Below are 16,287 nucleotides of genomic sequence, written 5' to 3' on the forward strand. Positions count from 1 at the left end.
GCCAAACGGGACAAACCCGACGCTCCCACAGTGAAGGAATCACCGCAGTGTCCACTCCGCTTGCCAAGGGTCAGAACGGCCCACTGAGCGTCGACGACGTCATCGTCTCCCTCGAGCTGACCGCCGCCGCCGACCTGTCCGCGCTGCTCGTCACGGACTCGGGGAAGGTCCGCTCGGACGCCGACTTCGTCTTCTTCAACCAGCCGTCCGGTCCCGGCGTGCAACTCGTGCCCGGGGCCCCCGGCCAGGCGGCGTCGCTGAAGGTGTCCCTCGGCGCGGTACCCGCCGACATCGCCCAGGTGCGCGCGGTCATCACACTCGACGACGCCACCAGCAACTTCGGCCGCTCCGCCCCGCCGACGGCCCGGGTCACCGACGGCGCCGGAAACGCGCTGTACGAGTACCGGATCGACGGACTGAACTCCGAGTCGATCGTCATCGCGCTCGAGCTGTACCGCCGCCAGGGCGCCTGGAAGGTGCGGGCCGTCGGGCAGGGCTACGCCGGCGGTTTCGCCGCACTCGTCACCGATCACGGTGTGTCCGTCGACGACGCTCCCGCACCCGCGGCCGCCCCGGTCCAGCAGCCGCCGGCACCGCAGGCCGCCCCGGCTCCGGCCTATCCGCCGCCGGCCGCACCGGTGCCGGCCCCGGCGCCTCCGGCTCCCGCTGCCCCCGCGGCTCCGGCCGAGGTCAGTCTCACCAAGTCGCGGCCGGTCAGCCTGAGCAAGGGCCAGAAGGTCACGCTCCGCAAGGACGGCGGCGTCGCGCTGACGTACATCCAGATGGGACTCGGCTGGGATCCGATCGAGAAGCGCGGCATGTTCGGAAACCGTTCCGCCAACGTCGACCTCGACGCGTCGGCGGTCCTGTTCGCGGACAACAACATGGTCGATGTCGCCTACTACGGCCAGCTGACGTCGAAGGACGGGTCGATCCGGCACCAGGGCGACAACCTCACCGGTGAGGGCGCGGGCGACGACGAGGTGATCCTCGTGGATCTCACCCGCATTCCGCCGCATGTCTCGACCATCGTGTTCATCGTGACGTCGTACCGCGGGCACACGTTCGAACAGGTGAAGAACGCGTTCTGCCGCCTGGTGGACACCACGTCGAACGCCGAACTCGCCCGGTTCACGCTGCAGGGCGGGATGCCGTTCACCGGAATGGTGATGGCCAAGGTGTACCGGGTGGGCGGCGAATGGAAGTTGCAGGCCATCGGTGAGGGCATCCAGGCCAAGCACGCCGGTGAGGCCGCGCCTCAACTCGCCCGGTTCCTCGGCGTCTAGGGGCGGTTGGTGACGGTCCACCTCGTTCCGGGGCAGAACGCTCCGCTGCCGTCGCGCGTACTGCGTTTCCGCGCAGTCGACGCGACACCGGTCGACGTCGCGGCGTTGATCGTCGACGGCGATCTGCGCGCGCTGTCCTCGGACCATTTCGTGTTCTACAACCAGCGGCGGGCCGCCGGGGTGGAACTCGACGCGGACGGAACGGTCCGGCTGCACCTGGACGAGGTGGACGCCGCCGCGGCGGGGGTGCTCTGCGTGGTCAGTGTCGATCCGGCATCCCCGAGCGGTCCGGCGACGCTGGCCCGGTCGGGTCTGTCGGCCACGCTCGCCGATGAAAGCGGCAGTACCGTGGTCGTTTTCGACGTCCCGCTGGTCGGTTCCGAGGCGGCCGCGATCTGCCTGGAGATCTACCGCCGCGGCGCCGACTGGAAGGTCCGCGCCGTCGGGCAGGGATACGACGGCGGCCTCGCCGAACTTCTCGCCAAGCACGGCGTCGACGTGGACGAACCCGCGCACCCTGTCGCCGAAGAGGTTCCGGCGACGCCCGGTCCGGCGGACATCCCGCTCGACCCGGCCCACTCGTTCGAGAGAGCGTGGATGATCTTCGAGGACGCCGCCCGGTCGGCGGCCTCGTTCCGGTCCTCCCGCGACTACGCGCAGACGCGGCTGGACGACGAACTGTCCGCGTCGGTGGCCGACCCGGCAACCCGCAACAGTCCGGCGGTCGCGCAGTCGCGGGCCCGGGCGCAGGAGCGGTCCGACGCCCTCGTCGCCGAGGCGCAACGCAAATTCGACGGCGAGACTTCGCAACTGGCCGAGGAACTCCGCGTCATCGACCCGCTGCTGCCGCGGTCGCTGGCGACGTTCGAATCCGCCGCGTGGACGAGCCGGGTCACCCACACCGCCGTCACGGACGGCCTGAGGCTCGGCGAGTTGTCCGCACCCGACCTCGGCGAACTGCGGGTCCCGTTCTGCGTCCACTACCCGCTGGGGCGTCCCCTCTGGATCGTCGGCGAACCGGCCGAGGCCGCACCGGTGGTCGCCGCGCTGGCGGCGCGCATGCTGGTGGCGTCGCCCGCTTCATTACAACGGCTGGAGGTCGTCGACCTCAGCGGCTCGCTACGCGAGTTCACCGAACCCCTCGGTGCGCTCCTGGCCTCGCCCGTCGTGTCCGCGGCCTCCGACATCACCGCCCGGCTCACCGCGCTGTCCGAGAGCGTCGACCTCGCAGAAATGGCGGCCCGCAACGGGATCCGGGACGCCCTGCCGGAACCGCGGCTGGTGATCCTCGGCGACTTCCCGCACGGGTACGGCACCGAGGACGCCGCACACATCGTGCACCTCGCCGACCACGGTCCCGCCGTCGGGACGTCGCTGATCATCGTCGGCGACAGCGCCGGCGCCGCTTCGGATCCGGGAGTCGCGGTGCTCGAACGCATCGCGCAGCAGGTTCCGACGTCGGGGGTCCTCACCGTCTCCGACCCGTGGACGCGCAACGACTGGATCCTGACCCCCGACCGGCTCCCGGACCACCCCCTGCACCGGGCGTCGGTGCTGGATTCGCTGACCGGGCACGAAAGGTGAGTACACCGTGACAAGTCTTGCCCGCGGCGAGAACATCGAGATCGTCTGCTCGCCGACCAGCGTCGCGGTCGCGGGCGCCCGCCGAGGCGAGGTCGACCTGATGGTCTTCCAACTCGGCGCGAACGGACGGGTGCGGTCCGACGAGGACTTCGTCTTCTTCAACAACCCCAGTTCGCCCGAGGGGGCCGTGCGGTTGGCAGCGGCAGACGGCGTCGACATCGATCTCGCGGCGGTGCCCGCCGACGTCGACAAGCTCAGCATCGCCGTCGCTCTCGACGACTCGGTGCCCGGCAGTCTCGCCGATCGCGTCGGACTGGGCGTGGTGATCGAGAACTCCCGGGCGTCGCTGGGGGCGGACGCGTCCGGGCTGAGCACCGAGCGTGCCGCCGTCCTCGTCGAGGTGTATCGCCGTGGTGCGGGGTGGAAGGTGCGCAACGTCTCGGCCGGGTGGGACGGCGGGCTGGCTGTCCTCGTCACCGAGCACGGCGTGGACGTGACGGATTCCGCGTCCGCCGACGATGTTGCCGTGCGGACCGTGCCGGACGAGCTGGGTCTGACGTTCGAGAAGCGGCAGAAGCTCGACCTGCGCAAGCGTGAAGTCGCGAAGGTGTTGCTGCACAAGGGTGCAGGCGAGACGCGCGCCCGGGTGGTTCTGGTGATCGACAAGACGGGCAGCATGCGGCGCCAGTATTCGACGCGGGCGATCAACCGGGTGGTCGAGCGGATGGTGCCGGTGGCCACGCAGATCGACGACGACGGTCGCCTCGAACCGTATCTCTACGCCAAGAACTTCGCTCGCCTGCCCGACATCGCCGTACACGAGGTCGACAGTTGGTGCGACACGTTCCTGCATCTCGGCGGTGTCCACGGCGGAATCGACTACAAGGCGATCGGCGGCTACAACGACGAACTGCCGATCATGACCGACATCATCTCCAGCCTGCCGCCGCGGGGCGGGACCCCCACCCTCGTGCTGTTCTTCACCGACGGCGGATTCCAGCAGCGCGGCAAGATCAGCGAACTCATGCGTCGCGCCTCGAGTCTGCCCGCGTTCTGGCAGTTCGTCGGAATCGGCCGCGCCGACTACGGACTGCTCGAGAAACTCGACACCCTCGACGGGCGAACCCTCGACAACGCCGGGTTTTTCGCCGTCGACGACATCGACAAGATCGACGACGCCGAACTGTACCGCCGCCTGCTCAGCGAGTTCCCCGACTGGCTGCGCGCCGCGAAGTCGGCGGGTGTGGTCGGTTGACGTGAGTCACTCGTCGGGTAGTTCCACCCCGAGTTCGCGGGCCTTCGCGGCGACGGCGTCGGGGAAGACGTTGCGGAACAGGAACAGGTCCTGTCCGATCACCCAGCCGGGCGCGAGTTCGGTGGCGTAGCGCTCGAAGTAGCCGAGTTGCTTCCCGAACAGGACGAGTTCCTCCGGGCTGGCGACGCCCCAGTTCTTGCCGATGCCGATGAGGGCCATGATGAGTTCGCTGAGCCGCAGCTCACCGAGGTCCCGGCCAAGTAGGGGCGCGAGGGCGGCCGCCACCTGAAGGCCGATCTCGTCGTCGGTGGCGTCGTTGTCCTGCGCGTAGCCGAGGTTGCGGATTCCGCGCGCCATGCGGGCGAAGTCGCCGTCGATCAGCGTCGCGTAGAACATGTCGCGCAGGATCTGACGCCACGATTCGGGGAGCTCACCGACGATGCCGAAGTCGAGCATCGCGATGCGCCCGTCGTCGAGGACCCACAGGTTTCCGGCGTGCACGTCGCCGTGGAACGGGCCGTGCAGGATGACGGACTCGATCCACACCTTGACGCCGCGGCGGATCAGCATGCGGGTGTCCATGTGGACGAGGTCGGGGAACCGGTCGAGCGGCAGCCCGTACATGCGTTCCATGCAGATGACGTGCGGACCGCAGTAGTCCCAGTACACCTCCGGGGTGGTGACACCCTTGTTGTCGCCGAACGCGCCGATGTTCGTCCTGAACCGGGTCTGCCGGTCGGCCTCCACGGCGCTGTTGAGTTCGGTCATCGTGGCCGCGTGGAGATCGCGGATGATGGCGGTGGCGTTGGCGATGCGGAAGAACTCGAAGAGTTTCTCGAGGATCCGCGCACCCCAGTACGCGGTGCGCAGGTCCACCACCATGCGGCGGAAGATGTCGGGGCGCTGCACCTTGATGACGGCTTCCCGGCCGTCGGGGAGCACGCAGCCGTGGACCTGTGCGACGGAAGCGGCGGCGAAGGGGACGTCGTCGAACGACGCGAACAGCGCGTCGACGGGATGTCCCAGATCTGCCTCGATCACCCGGCGGGCCTCCTGCGCGGGTACCGGCGGCACGTCGTCGAGGCATCGCAGGCAGGCGTTGGCCAGCGGGGCGGGGAACACGCCGGATGACGACGCCATCAGCTGCCCGACCTTCACGAACGTCGGGCCGAGCACCTCGAAACCGTTGACCAGGCCCTCCGACGCCGCGTCCGCGAGAGTGCGGCCGCGACGCCGGACGGGCCAGGTGACGAGCGCGAGCAGTGTGTAAGCGACGACGACCACGCCGATGACCAGCGCCCGCCACAACTCCGCCGCGCGGAACCGGTCGAGTCTCGCGGAATGCACGGTCAGGGCTGCAGGTGGCGGCCCCGAAGCGTATGGGCCGACCGGACGTGGCGTTGGCTCGTGCACAGTTCCTACCTTGCGTTCAGTCCTGCCTGCCGTTCAGAAGGGGACCATACCCCGACCGTTTCGGCGAACGCCTTTCAGTATGCGGTACCCGCCATCACACTATTTCGTTAGCAGAACTCAGAGTCCCAGTGCGCCCGCGAGTTCCCGCAGGGCAGGGATGGGATCGTCGCCGGCGGGCAGGACCTGGATCGCGACGTGATCGGCGCCCGCGTCCAGATGTTCGCGGAGGCGGCCCGCGATGTAGGGGGCGTCGCCGTGGGCGGCGAGGGCGTCGATCAGCTCGTCGCTGCCGCCGTTCGCGATCTGCTCGTCGGTGTACCCGAGCCGCTTCAGATTGTTGACGTAGTTGCGCAGGTGCAGGTACGGATTCTCGACCGCTGCGCGTCCGACGGGGCGAGCCCGTTCCGGATCGGTGTCCAGCACGACCTTCTGCTCCGGTGCGATCACCGGCTCGGGGCCGAGCAGCTCACGCGCTTCCCGGGTGTGCTGCGGAGTGGTCAGGTAGGGGTGGGCGCCTGCGGCACGGGCCGCCGACAGTTCGAGCACCTTCGGGCCGAGCGCGGCGAGGACGCGTCGCCCCGCGGGGACCCCGGCGGCGTCGAGAACGTCGAGGTACTCCACGAGCGCGGCGTACGGCTTGTTGTAGTTGAGGCCGGGTTGTTCGGGATGCCCGACGCCGATGCCGAGGAGGAAGCGCCCCGGATGACGGGCCTCGAGCCGGTGGAAGGAGGTCGCGATCTCGTCGGCGGGTGCGGTCCAGATGTTCACGATGCCGGTCGCGACGGTGATGGTGGACGTCGCGTCGAGCAGGCGCTCGGCGACGTCGAGGTCGGCAGGCGGCGAACCGCCGATCCAGATCGCGCCGTAACCTGCCGATTCGATCGCGGCACCCACGTCGGGTGCCAATCCGCCGGCGTGACGCCAGACGCCGAACTGTCCGAGCTGCGGGGTTTCTCCTGTGGTCTCCGTCATGTGGCGTGCAACCTTCCCTCGCGGACATTCATTCCGGCATCTCAGATCTGGTGGAGCCACGACCGGAACAGCAGCGCGCCGGCGACGGCGAGGATCACCGCGACCGGCACGACCCACACGGGACCGCCGTCGCCGAGCAGGCGCCGGGTGAGTCCGGTCTGCAGCACCGCGATGCCCCGCAGGATCCACACGGCGACCGGCACGAGCAGCAGACCGAGCACGAGATGCACCAGCCAGGCGCGGGCGAGCGTCGGGCCACCCCAGCTGTACGCGTAGGAGTCGTCGGTGATCAGCCCGTAGAACAGCCCGCGGCGCCGAGTGCGGCGAGGCCGGCGGGAAAGGCCCTCAGCGCGAACAGGGCACGGCGAGCGGAGTCGGTGGTGAACGGATTCACCGTCGTCGAGTAGGTCTGGTCGGCAGACATGGCTCGACGGTATCGGCCGACTCCGCGGCCGCACATCATCCTGCAGAACGATATTCGCCGCCGCAGGCAGTGGGGTCGATCAGCTGCCGGGCGCCCGATATTCGGCGTCGCGGCGAACTGCGTCGTCCACCTGCTCCGGTGTCAGCAGCACCACCGATTCCGACCGTGCCGCCCCGGAGGCGGCGGTGCGGATGCCGAGCGCGGCGGCGGCCACGTCGTCGGGCACGTCACCGATCACGAACAGATCCCGGCCACCCAGTGCGAAGTAGCAGGATTCGACTGTGCCCCCGACGCTTTCGACCATCTGGGTGATCGCGTCGCGTCGTGCGGTGCCGCCTTCGCTGAGCAGTCCTTTCGCGCCTTCGGGTGAGTACGTGACCTGCCAGAGGTATCTCGGCATCGGTGCCTCCTCGATTGTGGGGTCTTCTCATGGTTCTCCCGGGACGGGCCACATGCAATAGGTTCCGCGCTAGGGTCGGGAGATGGCGCAGGCCCGCGTAGGTATTTCCGGCTGGACGTATCCCGGGTGGCGCGGCGACTTCTACCCCGACGGGCTGGCGCATCGCAGGGAGTTGGCCTACGCCGCGGGGCGTTTGACGTCCATCGAGATCAACGGATCCTTCTATGCTTTGCAGCGGCCGACGAGTTATGCGAAGTGGCGCGACGAGACCCCCGACGATTTCGTGTTCGCCGTCAAGGGCGGTCGCTACATCACGCACATGAAGCGGCTCGTCGGTGTCGAGGCGGCGCTGGCGAACTTCCTCGCGTCCGGGGTGCTCGCGCTGGGCCCCAAGCTCGGACCGCTGCTGTGGCAACTGCCCCCGACGCTCGCCTTCGATTCGACGAGTCTCGCAGCGTTCCTCGACCAGTTGCCGCGGACGACCGCCGAGGCCGTGGCGCTCGCAGCGCGCCACGACGACAAGCTCACCGACGACCGGACGTGGACCGAAACCGACGCCGACCGCCCCGTCCGTCACGCGCTTGAGGTTCGCCACCACAGCTTCGAGGCGGAGGAGGCGAAGAAGTTGCTCCGCGCGCACGACGTCGCGTTCGTCGTCGCCGACACCGCGGGCCGGTATCCGTTCGTGGAGGCGGTCACGAGCGATTTCGTCTACCTGCGGTTGCACGGGGACAAGGAACTGTATGCGAGCGGCTACACCGACGAGGCCCTCGACGAGTGGGCGCGCAAGATCGAGCGGTGGCGCGGGCAGGGGCTCGACTGCTTCGCCTACTTCGACAACGACATGAAGGGGTACGCCCCGTTCGACGCGCTGCGGCTGATCGAGCGGCTGCGCTGAGTGTCGGTGCCCCATGATTCAGTAGCCTCGGTTCGACGGATACGAGAAGAGGATCTACCGGATGTGGCCCACTCACTGGCCTGCTGTTGCGCGTGACATCGCCGAAGCGCTGGACGTCGCGATCGTCGCGGCACGGGCGTCGGATGCGGCGGCGCTGACCGAGGCGACCGAAGACCTGGCTGCCCTGCCCGCGGAGCAGGTCGGCGCGGTGCTGGCCGGGGTGGTCCGGGAACTCCTCGAGACGCTGCACCCGGACGGACTGACGGGGGAGGACGTGCAGGACGTGCTCACCCGGTGCGCGCGGGCGGCGGCGCTCTGGTTGCCTGCCGTGAACGTCGACTCCCTGGTCACCGTGCTGACCGGCGCGCTCGGTGTGGCCGATGTCGAGGAGAACCCGCGCAGGCCCGAGCACGCCGTCGAGGCCGCGATCCTGGTGATCGCCGACCTTCTGAGCGCAGCGGAGGTGCCCGCAGACGGCTACGTCCGCCGGGCGCTCGACGAGATCGCGCGCGCCGAAACCGTGGAGATGCCCTGATTCGTCAGAGTTCGGTGCGGATGTGGTCGGCGAGCCGACCGATCCGCTCCTCGTTGCGGCGGTAGTGGGTCCACTGGCCGATCCGATGGCTGGTGACCAGGCCGGCGCTCTGTAGGGCGGCCATGTACTGCGACGCCGTCGACTGGGAGACCTCGGCCCTCGCCTGAATGTGCTTCAGGCATACGCCCACTTCTTCGGCGGGTTCGAGTTGTGGGGGAAAGCTGTCCGGGTCCTTCAGCCACTGCAGGATCCGCACGCGGGTGGGGTTCGACAGCGCCTTGAAGACGAGGGCGAGGTCGTCGGGGTCCGGAAGTTCGCTCACGAAAACCAGCGTACCGCTATATCGCGATTTTCCGATATGTATGCTTCACTCGACGTATCGCAATTTCGCGATATACCGATAGGGGCGAGTGATGGCGAAGCGCAGAGTGGCAGTGGTCGTCGGTGCGCGTGGTGTGATCGGCGGCAATCTGATCGACCACCTCGAGGCGACCGGGGAGTGGGACGTCATCGGACTGTCCCGCCGCGGCGGGACCGACACCGACCGGGTGCGGCACATCGCGGTCGACCTGCTCGACGCGCGCGACGCCGCCGACAAGCTGGGCGAACTGCGCGAGGCGACGCACATCTTCTACGCCGCCTACCAGGACCGTCCGTCGTGGGCGGAACTCGTCGCTCCCAACGTCGCGATGCTCGTCAACACGGTGAACGCGCTAGAACCGGTGGCCGCCGGGCTCGAGCACGTCAGCCTGATGCAGGGGTACAAGGTCTACGGCGCCCACCTCGGACCGTTCAAGACGCCGGCGCGGGAGAGCGACCCGCCGCACATGCCGCCCGAATTCAACGTCGATCAGCAGCAGTTCCTCGAGGACCGTCAGCGCGGCAAGCGCTGGACGTGGTCCGCGATCCGACCCTCGGTCGTGTGCGGATTCGCGCTCGGGAACCCGATGAATCTCGCGCTCGTGATCGCCGTCTACGCCACGATGTCGAAGGAACTCGGAGTGCCGCTGCGCTTTCCGGGCAAGCCCGGCGCCTACACGAGTCTGATCGAGATGACCGACGCGGGACTGCTGGCCGAGGCGACGGTCTGGGCCGCCACCACCCCCGAGTGCGCCAACCAGGCGTTCAACGTCAACAACGGCGACCTGTTCCGCTGGGACGAGATGCTGCCGAAGATCGCCGACTTCTTCGAACTGGACGTTGCGCCGCCGCTGCCGATGTCGATGGACGTCGTCATGGCCGACAAGGAACCGGTGTGGAACGACCTCGTCGCGAAGCACGGACTGGCGCCGACGCCGTACTCGGACGTCTCGTCGTGGGCGTTCGGCGACTTCGTCTTCGGCTGGGACTACGACGTCATCGCCGACGGGTCGAAGGCGCGCAGGTTCGGTTTCCACCGTCACGTCGAGACCGAGCAGATGTTCCTCGACATCTTCCGCGACCTTCGGGCGCGGAGGATCATTCCCTGACCTGAGCTACGGGCGCAGCCCGGATTCGACGTTGGCGGCGATCCGCCGGAGCAGCCCCGCCAGCACCGCGCATTCGTCCTCGTCCAATCCCTCGAGGAATTGCCGGTCGCGTTCGACCCGCTGCGGGAATTCGGTGTCGACGAGGGCGCGTCCGGCCTCGGTCAGATGCAGCAGCACGACGCGGCCGTCCCGTTCGAAGGGCAGCCGTTCCACCAGTCCCAGCCGGCCCAGGCGGTCGACGTGCTTGGTGGTGGAGGCGCCGCTGAGCATGGTCACGGCGGTGACCTCGCTGGCTCGCAGCGGCCGGTCGCTGCGGGCGAGCACGCACAGGACGTCGAACTCGGCGCGCGAGACCCCGCTCGCGTCGAGGGCGCGGTCGAGTTGCTGCAGGGCCTGGGATCCGATCCGGGTGATGCGACCCATCACCTCGATCGGGGACGTGTCCACGTCGGGATGGGTCTCCGCCCATTCGCGTCGTACGCGATCGGTGAAATCCTCATCCGGACGTGGGGCAGGGCTCATGAAAACCATCGTAGCGATCAACTTCACACTATTTCACAACTATTTTACTAGTGAAATATACGGTACGCTGAGGTCATGCAGGCTTCTCCTCGATACGCACCCGACCTCAGCCGGCTCCATCACTCACGTGGGGCGCTGGCCCACTCGGTGGCGCCGTCGACGTGGCGCCGGGCGTTCGAGGTCCGGACCGCGGACGCCACCATCGCCCCCGCCCTGCGGGTGGGTGCGGCGACGGCGCTGGTGCTGGTGATCGGTGGCCTGCTCGGGCACGGCAACCTCGCCGGCTTTGCGGCGCTGGGTGCGCTGACCGCCGCGTTCGGCCGATACGAGCCGTACCCGCGGCTCGCCCGCAAGACGGGGCTCGTCGGTGTCGCACTCGTCGTCTTCGTCGCCGGGGGAGCGCTCCTCGGTGCGGCCGGACTGTCCCTCTGGCTGCAGATCGCGGTCATGGCCGTGGCTTCGGGGATCGCCGCGTGGCTGCTGGCGGCGTTCCGGATCGCCGGCCCCGGCCCCGTCATCCTGATCTTCGCGGCCACCGCGGCGGTCGGGTACTCGACCCGGCTCGCGGATCTCGGACCGGCGGTCGTGGCCGTGGCGACCGGTGTCGCCGTGGGCTGGCTCGCCGCCATGACGCCCTGCCTGTTCGTTCCGCTCGGTCCCGCCCGGCTGGCGGTGGCACGGGCGCTCGCCGCCGTCGCGCAGCTGGAACGTGCGCACGACGCCTCCGCGATCGCGGCCGCCCGCAAGGCCATCGACAACGCGCGGGACGTGATCGCGCACAGCGGCCGGGGCCGGGACGGTCATTCCCATCAGTTGTTCGCGCTTCTCGCCGAAGCCGACACCGTGGTCGATCGGTGGGCGCACGAGCGTGACCACGACACCCTGCGTGCGCTCGTCGATCACGAGTCGGAGCTCCGTAAGGTGAAGCGCCGCAGCGACCTTCCGGCTTTCAATGCGGAGGCTGCGGCGTTGCCGAAGCCGGCCGGCTTCCTCGCGGAAGGGCTCCGGGGGCTGCGGTCGCGTGAGGGGATCGTCAACGCCGCCCGCATCGCCGCCGCCGCAGCACTGGCCGGATGGATCTGTGTGGCACTGGGATTGGAACATCCGCTGTGGGCGTCGATGGGTGCGATGGCCGCCATGCAGGGGTTCAACTTCAGTCAGACCGTGCAGCGGGGGATTCAACGGCTCGTCGGCAACGTGGCGGGCGCCGTCCTCGCCGCCGGGCTGATCGCCGCGGCGATGGGGTACTGGCAGACCGTCGTGGTGATCGTGGTGCTGCAGACCGTGACCGAACTGGTGGTCATCAAGAACTACGCGTTCGCGTCCGTCGCCATCACTCCCATGGCGCTGCTGCTGACAGGTCTCGGGTCGGCGGTGGCGCCGGACATCGCGGTGAGCCGCGTCGTCGACACCCTCGTCGGTGTGGTGGTCGGTGTGATCGTCTCGGCCGTCGCGATCAGCCGGACCGACCACCATCACGTGGCCTGAGGACGCTCAGATTCCCGTCGCCGAGACGTAACCGGCGAATCCGATCGCGCACGCGGCCGCGCAGAGGACGAGGGTCCCGCACGCCACCGGCCACGCGACCGTGTGCCGCGCGATGCGGGCGATCGTCACCGCGCCGCCCATCACGGTCACCAGTGCCGCGACCGCGAGTGCGACGCACACCGCGATCCACGCGTTCTCGGCGCTGCAGGTCTCGGGTGGGCAGTAGTCCAGGAACAGCAGCCAGAAGAACGCCGCGACCGCGGAGATGCTGGCGACCGCGACCGCGACGACGATCGCCGCCGCCGACACCGCCACGTCCCAGCCGTTGAGTCGCGGCAACTGCTCGTCACCGGCACGTGGGTGATTCCATGGTTGTCGCGCAGGCCCCCCCTTGCTGCATGTTCGTCACAGTACCGCGGTGGCCGGGGGGATCGGCGGCGGCAGCGGAGACCCGTCCGGGCGCAACCCGGCGAGGAAGACCGTGATCAGCCGCGGAACGAGATTGGCCGTCGTGTCCTCGAACATCAGCACGTGCGGCCGGGTGAGCATCGCGATCCCCATGACGATCTCGAGTGGCACGACGTCCTTGCGGATGAGCCCGAAGTCCTGGAGCCGGTGAACGAGCTCGGTGACCGACGCCTTCGTGTTCTCCCGCGCTTCGCGCACGTCGGGCGGCAGCTCGTCGAGGCTGTCGACCAGCGCGGGCACCAACGCTCCCATCCGCAGCTCGACCACCGCGTCGACGAACCGGCGCCAGGCCGGCTCGGGTTCGTCGACGCACTCGTCCAGCGCCCGGACCGCGAGTTCCCGGACCTCGGCGAGCGTCGTCCGGGCGACGGCGTGGGCGAGGTCGTCCCGGCTCGGAAAATTCCGGTACAGGGTGGCGATCCCGACGCCGGCGTGCGCGGCGATGGCGTCGAGCGGCGCATCGTGCCCGCGGTCGGCGAACACCGCCCGGGCCGCCTTGATCAGGGTGTTGCGGCGTTCCAGCGCGTCGGCTCGCATCGGGGGCACCTCTTTCGTTTGACAACCCAGCATAACCGGAGGAATATTCTCCACAAGTACTGGAGGAATTTCCTCCACTTAGTTGAAGGGGAGTCCGATGAGCACTTCGGATACCGGGACACTCGACCCGCGCATCGAATCTGCCGGGCAGGCGAGCAACGGCCCGTCCGATCCGGTGAAAATGATCGCCGTCGTGCTGGGACTCACCGCCGTGATCGCCGTGATGCTGCTGGCGTTCGCGCTGCCTGCCGTCCATAGCGGCCCACACGACCTGCGGCTGGGCGTCGCCGGGCCCGACGCGGCCGTCACCCGGATCGACGCCGCACTCGACGCGAGCCGACCGGGGGCCTTCGCCGCCGAGCGGTTCGCGGACGCCGAGGCGGTCCGGACGGCGATCGAGCACCGGGAGGTGGTCGGCGGAATCGTCGCGACACCGGAGGGCATGAAGGTCCTGTCCGCCGGCGCGGGCGGGGCGCCCATCGCGCAGACGATGAACGGTCTCGCGGCGGGCATGAGCGCGACTGCGGGACAGCCTGTTCCGGTCGAGGACGTCGTTCCGTTGACGGCCGACGACCCCGCCGGGGCCGGCCTCGGCGGCTTGGCGCTTCCGCTGGTCTTCGGCGGCATGATCCCCGCGATCGTGCTGGTGCGACTGTTCCCGCACAGCGTCAAGAGCAGGGTGGCGGGTGCGGTGCTGTTCGCCGTGAGCGCCGGACTGGCACTGACCGCAATTCTGCAGTTCGGTATCGGAAGCGTCGACGGTGACTACTGGACGACGTCCGGTGCCGTCATCCTCGGGATCGCTGCCATCTCCCTGACCGTCCTCGGGCTCGAATCCGTTCTGGGCATCGCGGGGTTCGCACTCGCAGCGGTGACGATGATGTTCCTCGCCAACCCGCTGTCGGGGCTGGCGACCTCCCCGGCATGGCTGCCCTCGGGGTGGGGCGCGTTCGGTCAGCTCCTGCCGCCCGGAGCGGCAGGAACCGTGGTGCGGTCGACGGCGTTCTTCGACGGACACGGAGCCGGCGCGGGCCTGCTCGTGCTGACCTGCTGGATCCTGTTCGGGCTCGGCCTGTGTCTGGTGTCCGGACTGCGTGAGCGGCGCGCCCCGCGAGAACCGGCCGTCGCCTGACGCTGTGGTTTGATGGCGGCATGGGGGAACGACGGATCGTCCGCCGACTGGTCGGCATCGGAGCGGGCCTCGGCGCGCTCGCGGTCCTCGTCGTCGCGGCCTCGACGGTGTGGATCTCGCGCGAGGCCGAGGGGCACGTCTACGACGTCGAGGACGCACCCGAAGCGCCCGTGGTCATCGTTCTCGGTGCGCAGGTACGCGACGGCAAACCCCGGGAGTATCTGGCCGGGCGCCTCGACGTCGCTGTCCGCCTCGTGCAGGACGGGCGTGCGCGGGCGGTGCTCGTCTCGGGCGACGGCGCGGGCAGATCCGGCGACGAGATCGCGGCGATGACGGAATACCTGGTCGAGAAGGGCATCGACCGCAGCCGGATCGTCGGCGACCGGTACGGGCTCGACACCTACGACACGTGCGCGAGGGCCGTCCAGACGTACGGAGTGACCAAGGCGCTGATCGTCACTCAGGGTTTCCACGTCCCCCGTGCGGTCGCGCTGTGCCGCGGCGCCGGGATCGACGTCGCCGGCGTCAACGCCGGGTGCGAATGCCGCCCGATCACGATGGCCAGGAACACCGTGCGCGAATCCCTGGCCCGGCCCAAGGCCGTCCTCGACCTGCTGTCCGGGCGCGACCCGGTGGTGGTCTCCGAACCCGAGGACTCGCTCGGCAAGGCCCTCGCCGCCGGGGACTGACCTCGAACCGCCGCGGTGCGGTAGTCCCGTCGGTAGGCTTCGACCCGTCGACGATCGGGAGGCTCACGATGGTTGCGGGTGCACGACCGGATCCCGGTCCGCGCGAGATCCGGAAATGGCGTCGCTACCTTGCCGACGAACGCGCCGAGGCCGCCGTCTACCGCGATCTCGCGAAACGCCGCACCGGCGAGGAACGCGAGATTCTGCTGGCGCTCGCCGACGCAGAGGGACGGCACGAGGCGCACTGGCGCGCACTGCTCGGCGAGCACGTCGGCAAACCCGTTCGCGGTGACGTCCGCACGCGCATCCTCGGCGTGCTGGCCCGGCGGTTCGGATCGGTGTTCGTGCTCGCCCTCGCGCAACGCGCGGAGACCCGATCGCCGTACCCGACGGACGTCGACGCCACCGTCGCCATGGGCGCGGACGAGCGCATCCACGAAGAAGTGGTGCGGGCGCTGGCGGCGCGTGGGCGAAATCGTCTGTCCGGCACGTTTCGTGCCGCCGTGTTCGGTGCCAACGACGGCCTGGTCAGCAATCTCGCCCTCGTGCTCGGCATCAGCGGTAGCGGCGTCGACAATCACATCGTGCTACTGACGGGGCTCGCCGGGCTGCTCGCGGGCGCGCTGTCGATGGGCGCGGGCGAGTACGTGTCCGTGCGGTCGCAGCGCGAACTGCTCGAGGCGTCGGCGCCGGGGGAGGGTGCCCGCGAGGCGGTGCCGCTCCTCGACGTCGACGCGAACGAACTCGCGCTCGTGTACCGGGCGCGGGGCATGCCCGCCGAGGACGCCGAGAAACGCGCGGCCGACGTGTTGCGGAGAGCCGTTCAGCCCGAGCCTGTTTCGGGTGCGGAGGCCGTCGACGAACACGAGGCCATCGGCACCGGGCTCGGTGCGGCGGCGGCGAGCTTCTGCTTCTTCGCGTCCGGTGCGGTGATCCCCGTGCTGCCGTATCTCTTCGGCATGGAAGGGACCGCCGCGCTCCTGGTCGCGGCCGCACTCGTCGGCGTCGCGCTGCTCGGAACCGGCCTGGTGGTGGGGTTGCTGTCGGGTGGACCCCCGGTCAAACGGGCGCTACGCCAGCTGGCAATCGGCTACGGCGCAGCCGCCGCCACCTACCTGCTGGGCATGCTGTTCGGAACCGGCGCCTGAGAAAGCTTATCGCTGCCTGTCAGACGTCACAGCCCCTTCCCTGATCGGGACGCAAATGTTACCGCCA

Annotated in this window: 19 protein-coding genes; 10 read left to right on the forward strand and 9 right to left on the reverse strand. The window is 69.3% G+C overall.

The window, feature by feature from the left end; all coding sequences use genetic code 11:
- Positions 1–47: 47 nt before the first annotated feature.
- From JWS13_RS33040 to JWS13_RS33050, 3 genes are read left to right on the forward strand one after another with little or no spacing between them, the layout of a single operon-like run.
- Complete coding sequence (locus tag JWS13_RS33040) at positions 48–1,286, forward strand: TerD family protein (RefSeq protein ID WP_206009605.1); 1,239 nt, start codon at positions 48–50, stop codon at positions 1,284–1,286.
- 9 nt (positions 1,287–1,295) lie between these two features.
- The gene (locus JWS13_RS33045) at positions 1,296–2,870 is read left to right on the forward strand and encodes a TerD family protein (RefSeq protein WP_206009607.1); all 1,575 of its coding nucleotides are present in this window, start codon (positions 1,296–1,298) and stop codon (positions 2,868–2,870) included.
- Between the two features lie 7 nt (positions 2,871–2,877).
- Positions 2,878–4,125, forward strand: a complete 1,248-nt coding sequence (locus JWS13_RS33050; RefSeq protein ID WP_206009609.1) for a vWA domain-containing protein — start codon at positions 2,878–2,880, stop codon at positions 4,123–4,125.
- A gap of 6 nt (positions 4,126–4,131) precedes the next feature.
- On the opposite strand, the gene JWS13_RS33055 is transcribed toward JWS13_RS33050, so the two are convergent.
- The 5 genes from JWS13_RS33055 to JWS13_RS33070 form a co-directional block, all read right to left on the reverse strand.
- Positions 4,132–5,538, reverse strand: coding sequence for an ABC1 kinase family protein (locus tag JWS13_RS33055; RefSeq protein WP_206009610.1), 1,407 nt, complete (start codon positions 5,536–5,538; stop codon positions 4,132–4,134).
- A 117-nt stretch (positions 5,539–5,655) separates the two neighbouring features.
- Positions 5,656–6,510, reverse strand: a complete 855-nt coding sequence (locus JWS13_RS33060; RefSeq protein ID WP_206009611.1) for an LLM class F420-dependent oxidoreductase — start codon at positions 6,508–6,510, stop codon at positions 5,656–5,658.
- A gap of 41 nt (positions 6,511–6,551) precedes the next feature.
- Positions 6,552–6,731: a hypothetical protein gene (locus JWS13_RS45705; RefSeq protein WP_241032439.1), complete on the reverse strand. Its 180-nt coding sequence runs from the start codon at positions 6,729–6,731 to the stop codon at positions 6,552–6,554.
- Positions 6,732–6,799: 68 nt separating this feature from the next.
- Positions 6,800–6,934, reverse strand: coding sequence for a hypothetical protein (locus tag JWS13_RS46045; protein ID WP_259375279.1), 135 nt, complete (start codon positions 6,932–6,934; stop codon positions 6,800–6,802).
- 79 nt (positions 6,935–7,013) lie between these two features.
- Positions 7,014–7,334 carry a GYD domain-containing protein gene (locus tag JWS13_RS33070; RefSeq protein ID WP_087555190.1) on the reverse strand — a complete coding sequence of 107 codons (321 nt, stop codon included), beginning with the start codon at positions 7,332–7,334 and terminating at the stop codon, positions 7,014–7,016.
- An 82-nt stretch (positions 7,335–7,416) separates the two neighbouring features.
- Here JWS13_RS33070 and JWS13_RS33075 point away from each other — a divergent pair, with 82 nt between their 5' ends.
- Positions 7,417–8,232, forward strand: a complete 816-nt coding sequence (locus tag JWS13_RS33075; RefSeq protein WP_206009612.1) for a DUF72 domain-containing protein — start codon at positions 7,417–7,419, stop codon at positions 8,230–8,232.
- Positions 8,233–8,293: 61 nt separating this feature from the next.
- Positions 8,294–8,767: a hypothetical protein gene (locus JWS13_RS33080; RefSeq protein ID WP_206009613.1), complete on the forward strand. Its 474-nt coding sequence runs from the start codon at positions 8,294–8,296 to the stop codon at positions 8,765–8,767.
- Between the two features lie 4 nt (positions 8,768–8,771).
- Here the strand turns inward: JWS13_RS33080 and JWS13_RS33085 are convergent, their stop codons facing one another.
- Positions 8,772–9,089 (reverse strand): ArsR/SmtB family transcription factor, encoded by a 318-nt coding sequence (locus JWS13_RS33085; protein ID WP_206009614.1) that lies wholly within the window; start codon positions 9,087–9,089, stop codon positions 8,772–8,774.
- Between the two features lie 91 nt (positions 9,090–9,180).
- Here JWS13_RS33085 and JWS13_RS33090 point away from each other — a divergent pair, with 91 nt between their 5' ends.
- Complete coding sequence (locus JWS13_RS33090) at positions 9,181–10,236, forward strand: SDR family oxidoreductase (protein WP_420855032.1); 1,056 nt, start codon at positions 9,181–9,183, stop codon at positions 10,234–10,236.
- 6 nt (positions 10,237–10,242) lie between these two features.
- Here JWS13_RS33090 and JWS13_RS33095 read toward each other — a convergent pair whose 3' ends face one another.
- Positions 10,243–10,767, reverse strand: a complete 525-nt coding sequence (locus JWS13_RS33095) for a MarR family winged helix-turn-helix transcriptional regulator (RefSeq protein ID WP_072946355.1) — start codon at positions 10,765–10,767, stop codon at positions 10,243–10,245.
- Positions 10,768–10,833: 66 nt separating this feature from the next.
- On the opposite strand from JWS13_RS33095, the gene JWS13_RS33100 reads away from it, so the two are divergent.
- On the forward strand, positions 10,834–12,246 hold the full coding sequence (locus tag JWS13_RS33100) for an FUSC family protein (protein WP_206009616.1): 1,413 nt from the start codon (positions 10,834–10,836) through the stop codon (positions 12,244–12,246).
- A gap of 6 nt (positions 12,247–12,252) precedes the next feature.
- Here JWS13_RS33100 and JWS13_RS33105 read toward each other — a convergent pair whose 3' ends face one another.
- The gene (locus tag JWS13_RS33105; protein WP_241032440.1) at positions 12,253–12,585 is read right to left on the reverse strand and encodes a hypothetical protein; all 333 of its coding nucleotides are present in this window, start codon (positions 12,583–12,585) and stop codon (positions 12,253–12,255) included.
- A 66-nt stretch (positions 12,586–12,651) separates the two neighbouring features.
- Entirely contained in the window at positions 12,652–13,251 is a 600-nt protein-coding gene (locus JWS13_RS33110) for a TetR/AcrR family transcriptional regulator (RefSeq protein ID WP_206009618.1), read from the reverse strand.
- A 97-nt stretch (positions 13,252–13,348) separates the two neighbouring features.
- On the opposite strand from JWS13_RS33110, the gene JWS13_RS33115 reads away from it, so the two are divergent.
- The 3 genes from JWS13_RS33115 (at position 13,349) to JWS13_RS33125 (ending at position 16,220) form a co-directional block, all read left to right on the forward strand.
- The gene (locus tag JWS13_RS33115) at positions 13,349–14,383 is read left to right on the forward strand and encodes an ABC transporter permease (RefSeq protein WP_206009620.1); all 1,035 of its coding nucleotides are present in this window, start codon (positions 13,349–13,351) and stop codon (positions 14,381–14,383) included.
- Positions 14,384–14,403: 20 nt separating this feature from the next.
- Entirely contained in the window at positions 14,404–15,072 is a 669-nt protein-coding gene (locus JWS13_RS33120; protein WP_206009624.1) for a SanA/YdcF family protein, read from the forward strand.
- A gap of 68 nt (positions 15,073–15,140) precedes the next feature.
- A complete protein-coding gene (locus JWS13_RS33125) occupies positions 15,141–16,220 on the forward strand; it encodes a VIT1/CCC1 transporter family protein (RefSeq protein ID WP_206009625.1) in 1,080 nt (359 codons plus the stop codon).
- The last annotated feature ends 67 nt before the right edge of the window (positions 16,221–16,287 follow it).

Origin of the sequence: Rhodococcus pseudokoreensis, from assembly GCF_017068395.1 — a bacterium.
GTDB lineage: Bacteria > Actinomycetota > Actinomycetes > Mycobacteriales > Mycobacteriaceae > Rhodococcus_F > Rhodococcus_F pseudokoreensis.

Coding starts and splice junctions, on each gene's coding strand:
- JWS13_RS33115 (WP_206009620.1), top strand. CDS start 13,349: ATGAGCACTTCGGATACCGGGACACTCGACCCGCGCATCGAATCTGCC.
- JWS13_RS46045 (WP_259375279.1), bottom strand. CDS start 6,934: ATGTCTGCCGACCAGACCTACTCGACGACGGTGAATCCGTTCACCACC.
- JWS13_RS33060 (WP_206009611.1), bottom strand. CDS start 6,510: ATGACGGAGACCACAGGAGAAACCCCGCAGCTCGGACAGTTCGGCGTC.
- JWS13_RS33075 (WP_206009612.1), top strand. CDS start 7,417: ATGGCGCAGGCCCGCGTAGGTATTTCCGGCTGGACGTATCCCGGGTGG.
- JWS13_RS33110 (WP_206009618.1), bottom strand. CDS start 13,251: ATGCGAGCCGACGCGCTGGAACGCCGCAACACCCTGATCAAGGCGGCC.
- JWS13_RS33070 (WP_087555190.1), bottom strand. CDS start 7,334: ATGCCGAGATACCTCTGGCAGGTCACGTACTCACCCGAAGGCGCGAAA.
- JWS13_RS33090 (WP_420855032.1), top strand. CDS start 9,181: ATGGCGAAGCGCAGAGTGGCAGTGGTCGTCGGTGCGCGTGGTGTGATC.
- JWS13_RS33120 (WP_206009624.1), top strand. CDS start 14,404: ATGGGGGAACGACGGATCGTCCGCCGACTGGTCGGCATCGGAGCGGGC.
- JWS13_RS33125 (WP_206009625.1), top strand. CDS start 15,141: ATGGTTGCGGGTGCACGACCGGATCCCGGTCCGCGCGAGATCCGGAAA.
- JWS13_RS33100 (WP_206009616.1), top strand. CDS start 10,834: ATGCAGGCTTCTCCTCGATACGCACCCGACCTCAGCCGGCTCCATCAC.
- JWS13_RS33095 (WP_072946355.1), bottom strand. CDS start 10,767: ATGGTTTTCATGAGCCCTGCCCCACGTCCGGATGAGGATTTCACCGAT.
- JWS13_RS33080 (WP_206009613.1), top strand. CDS start 8,294: ATGTGGCCCACTCACTGGCCTGCTGTTGCGCGTGACATCGCCGAAGCG.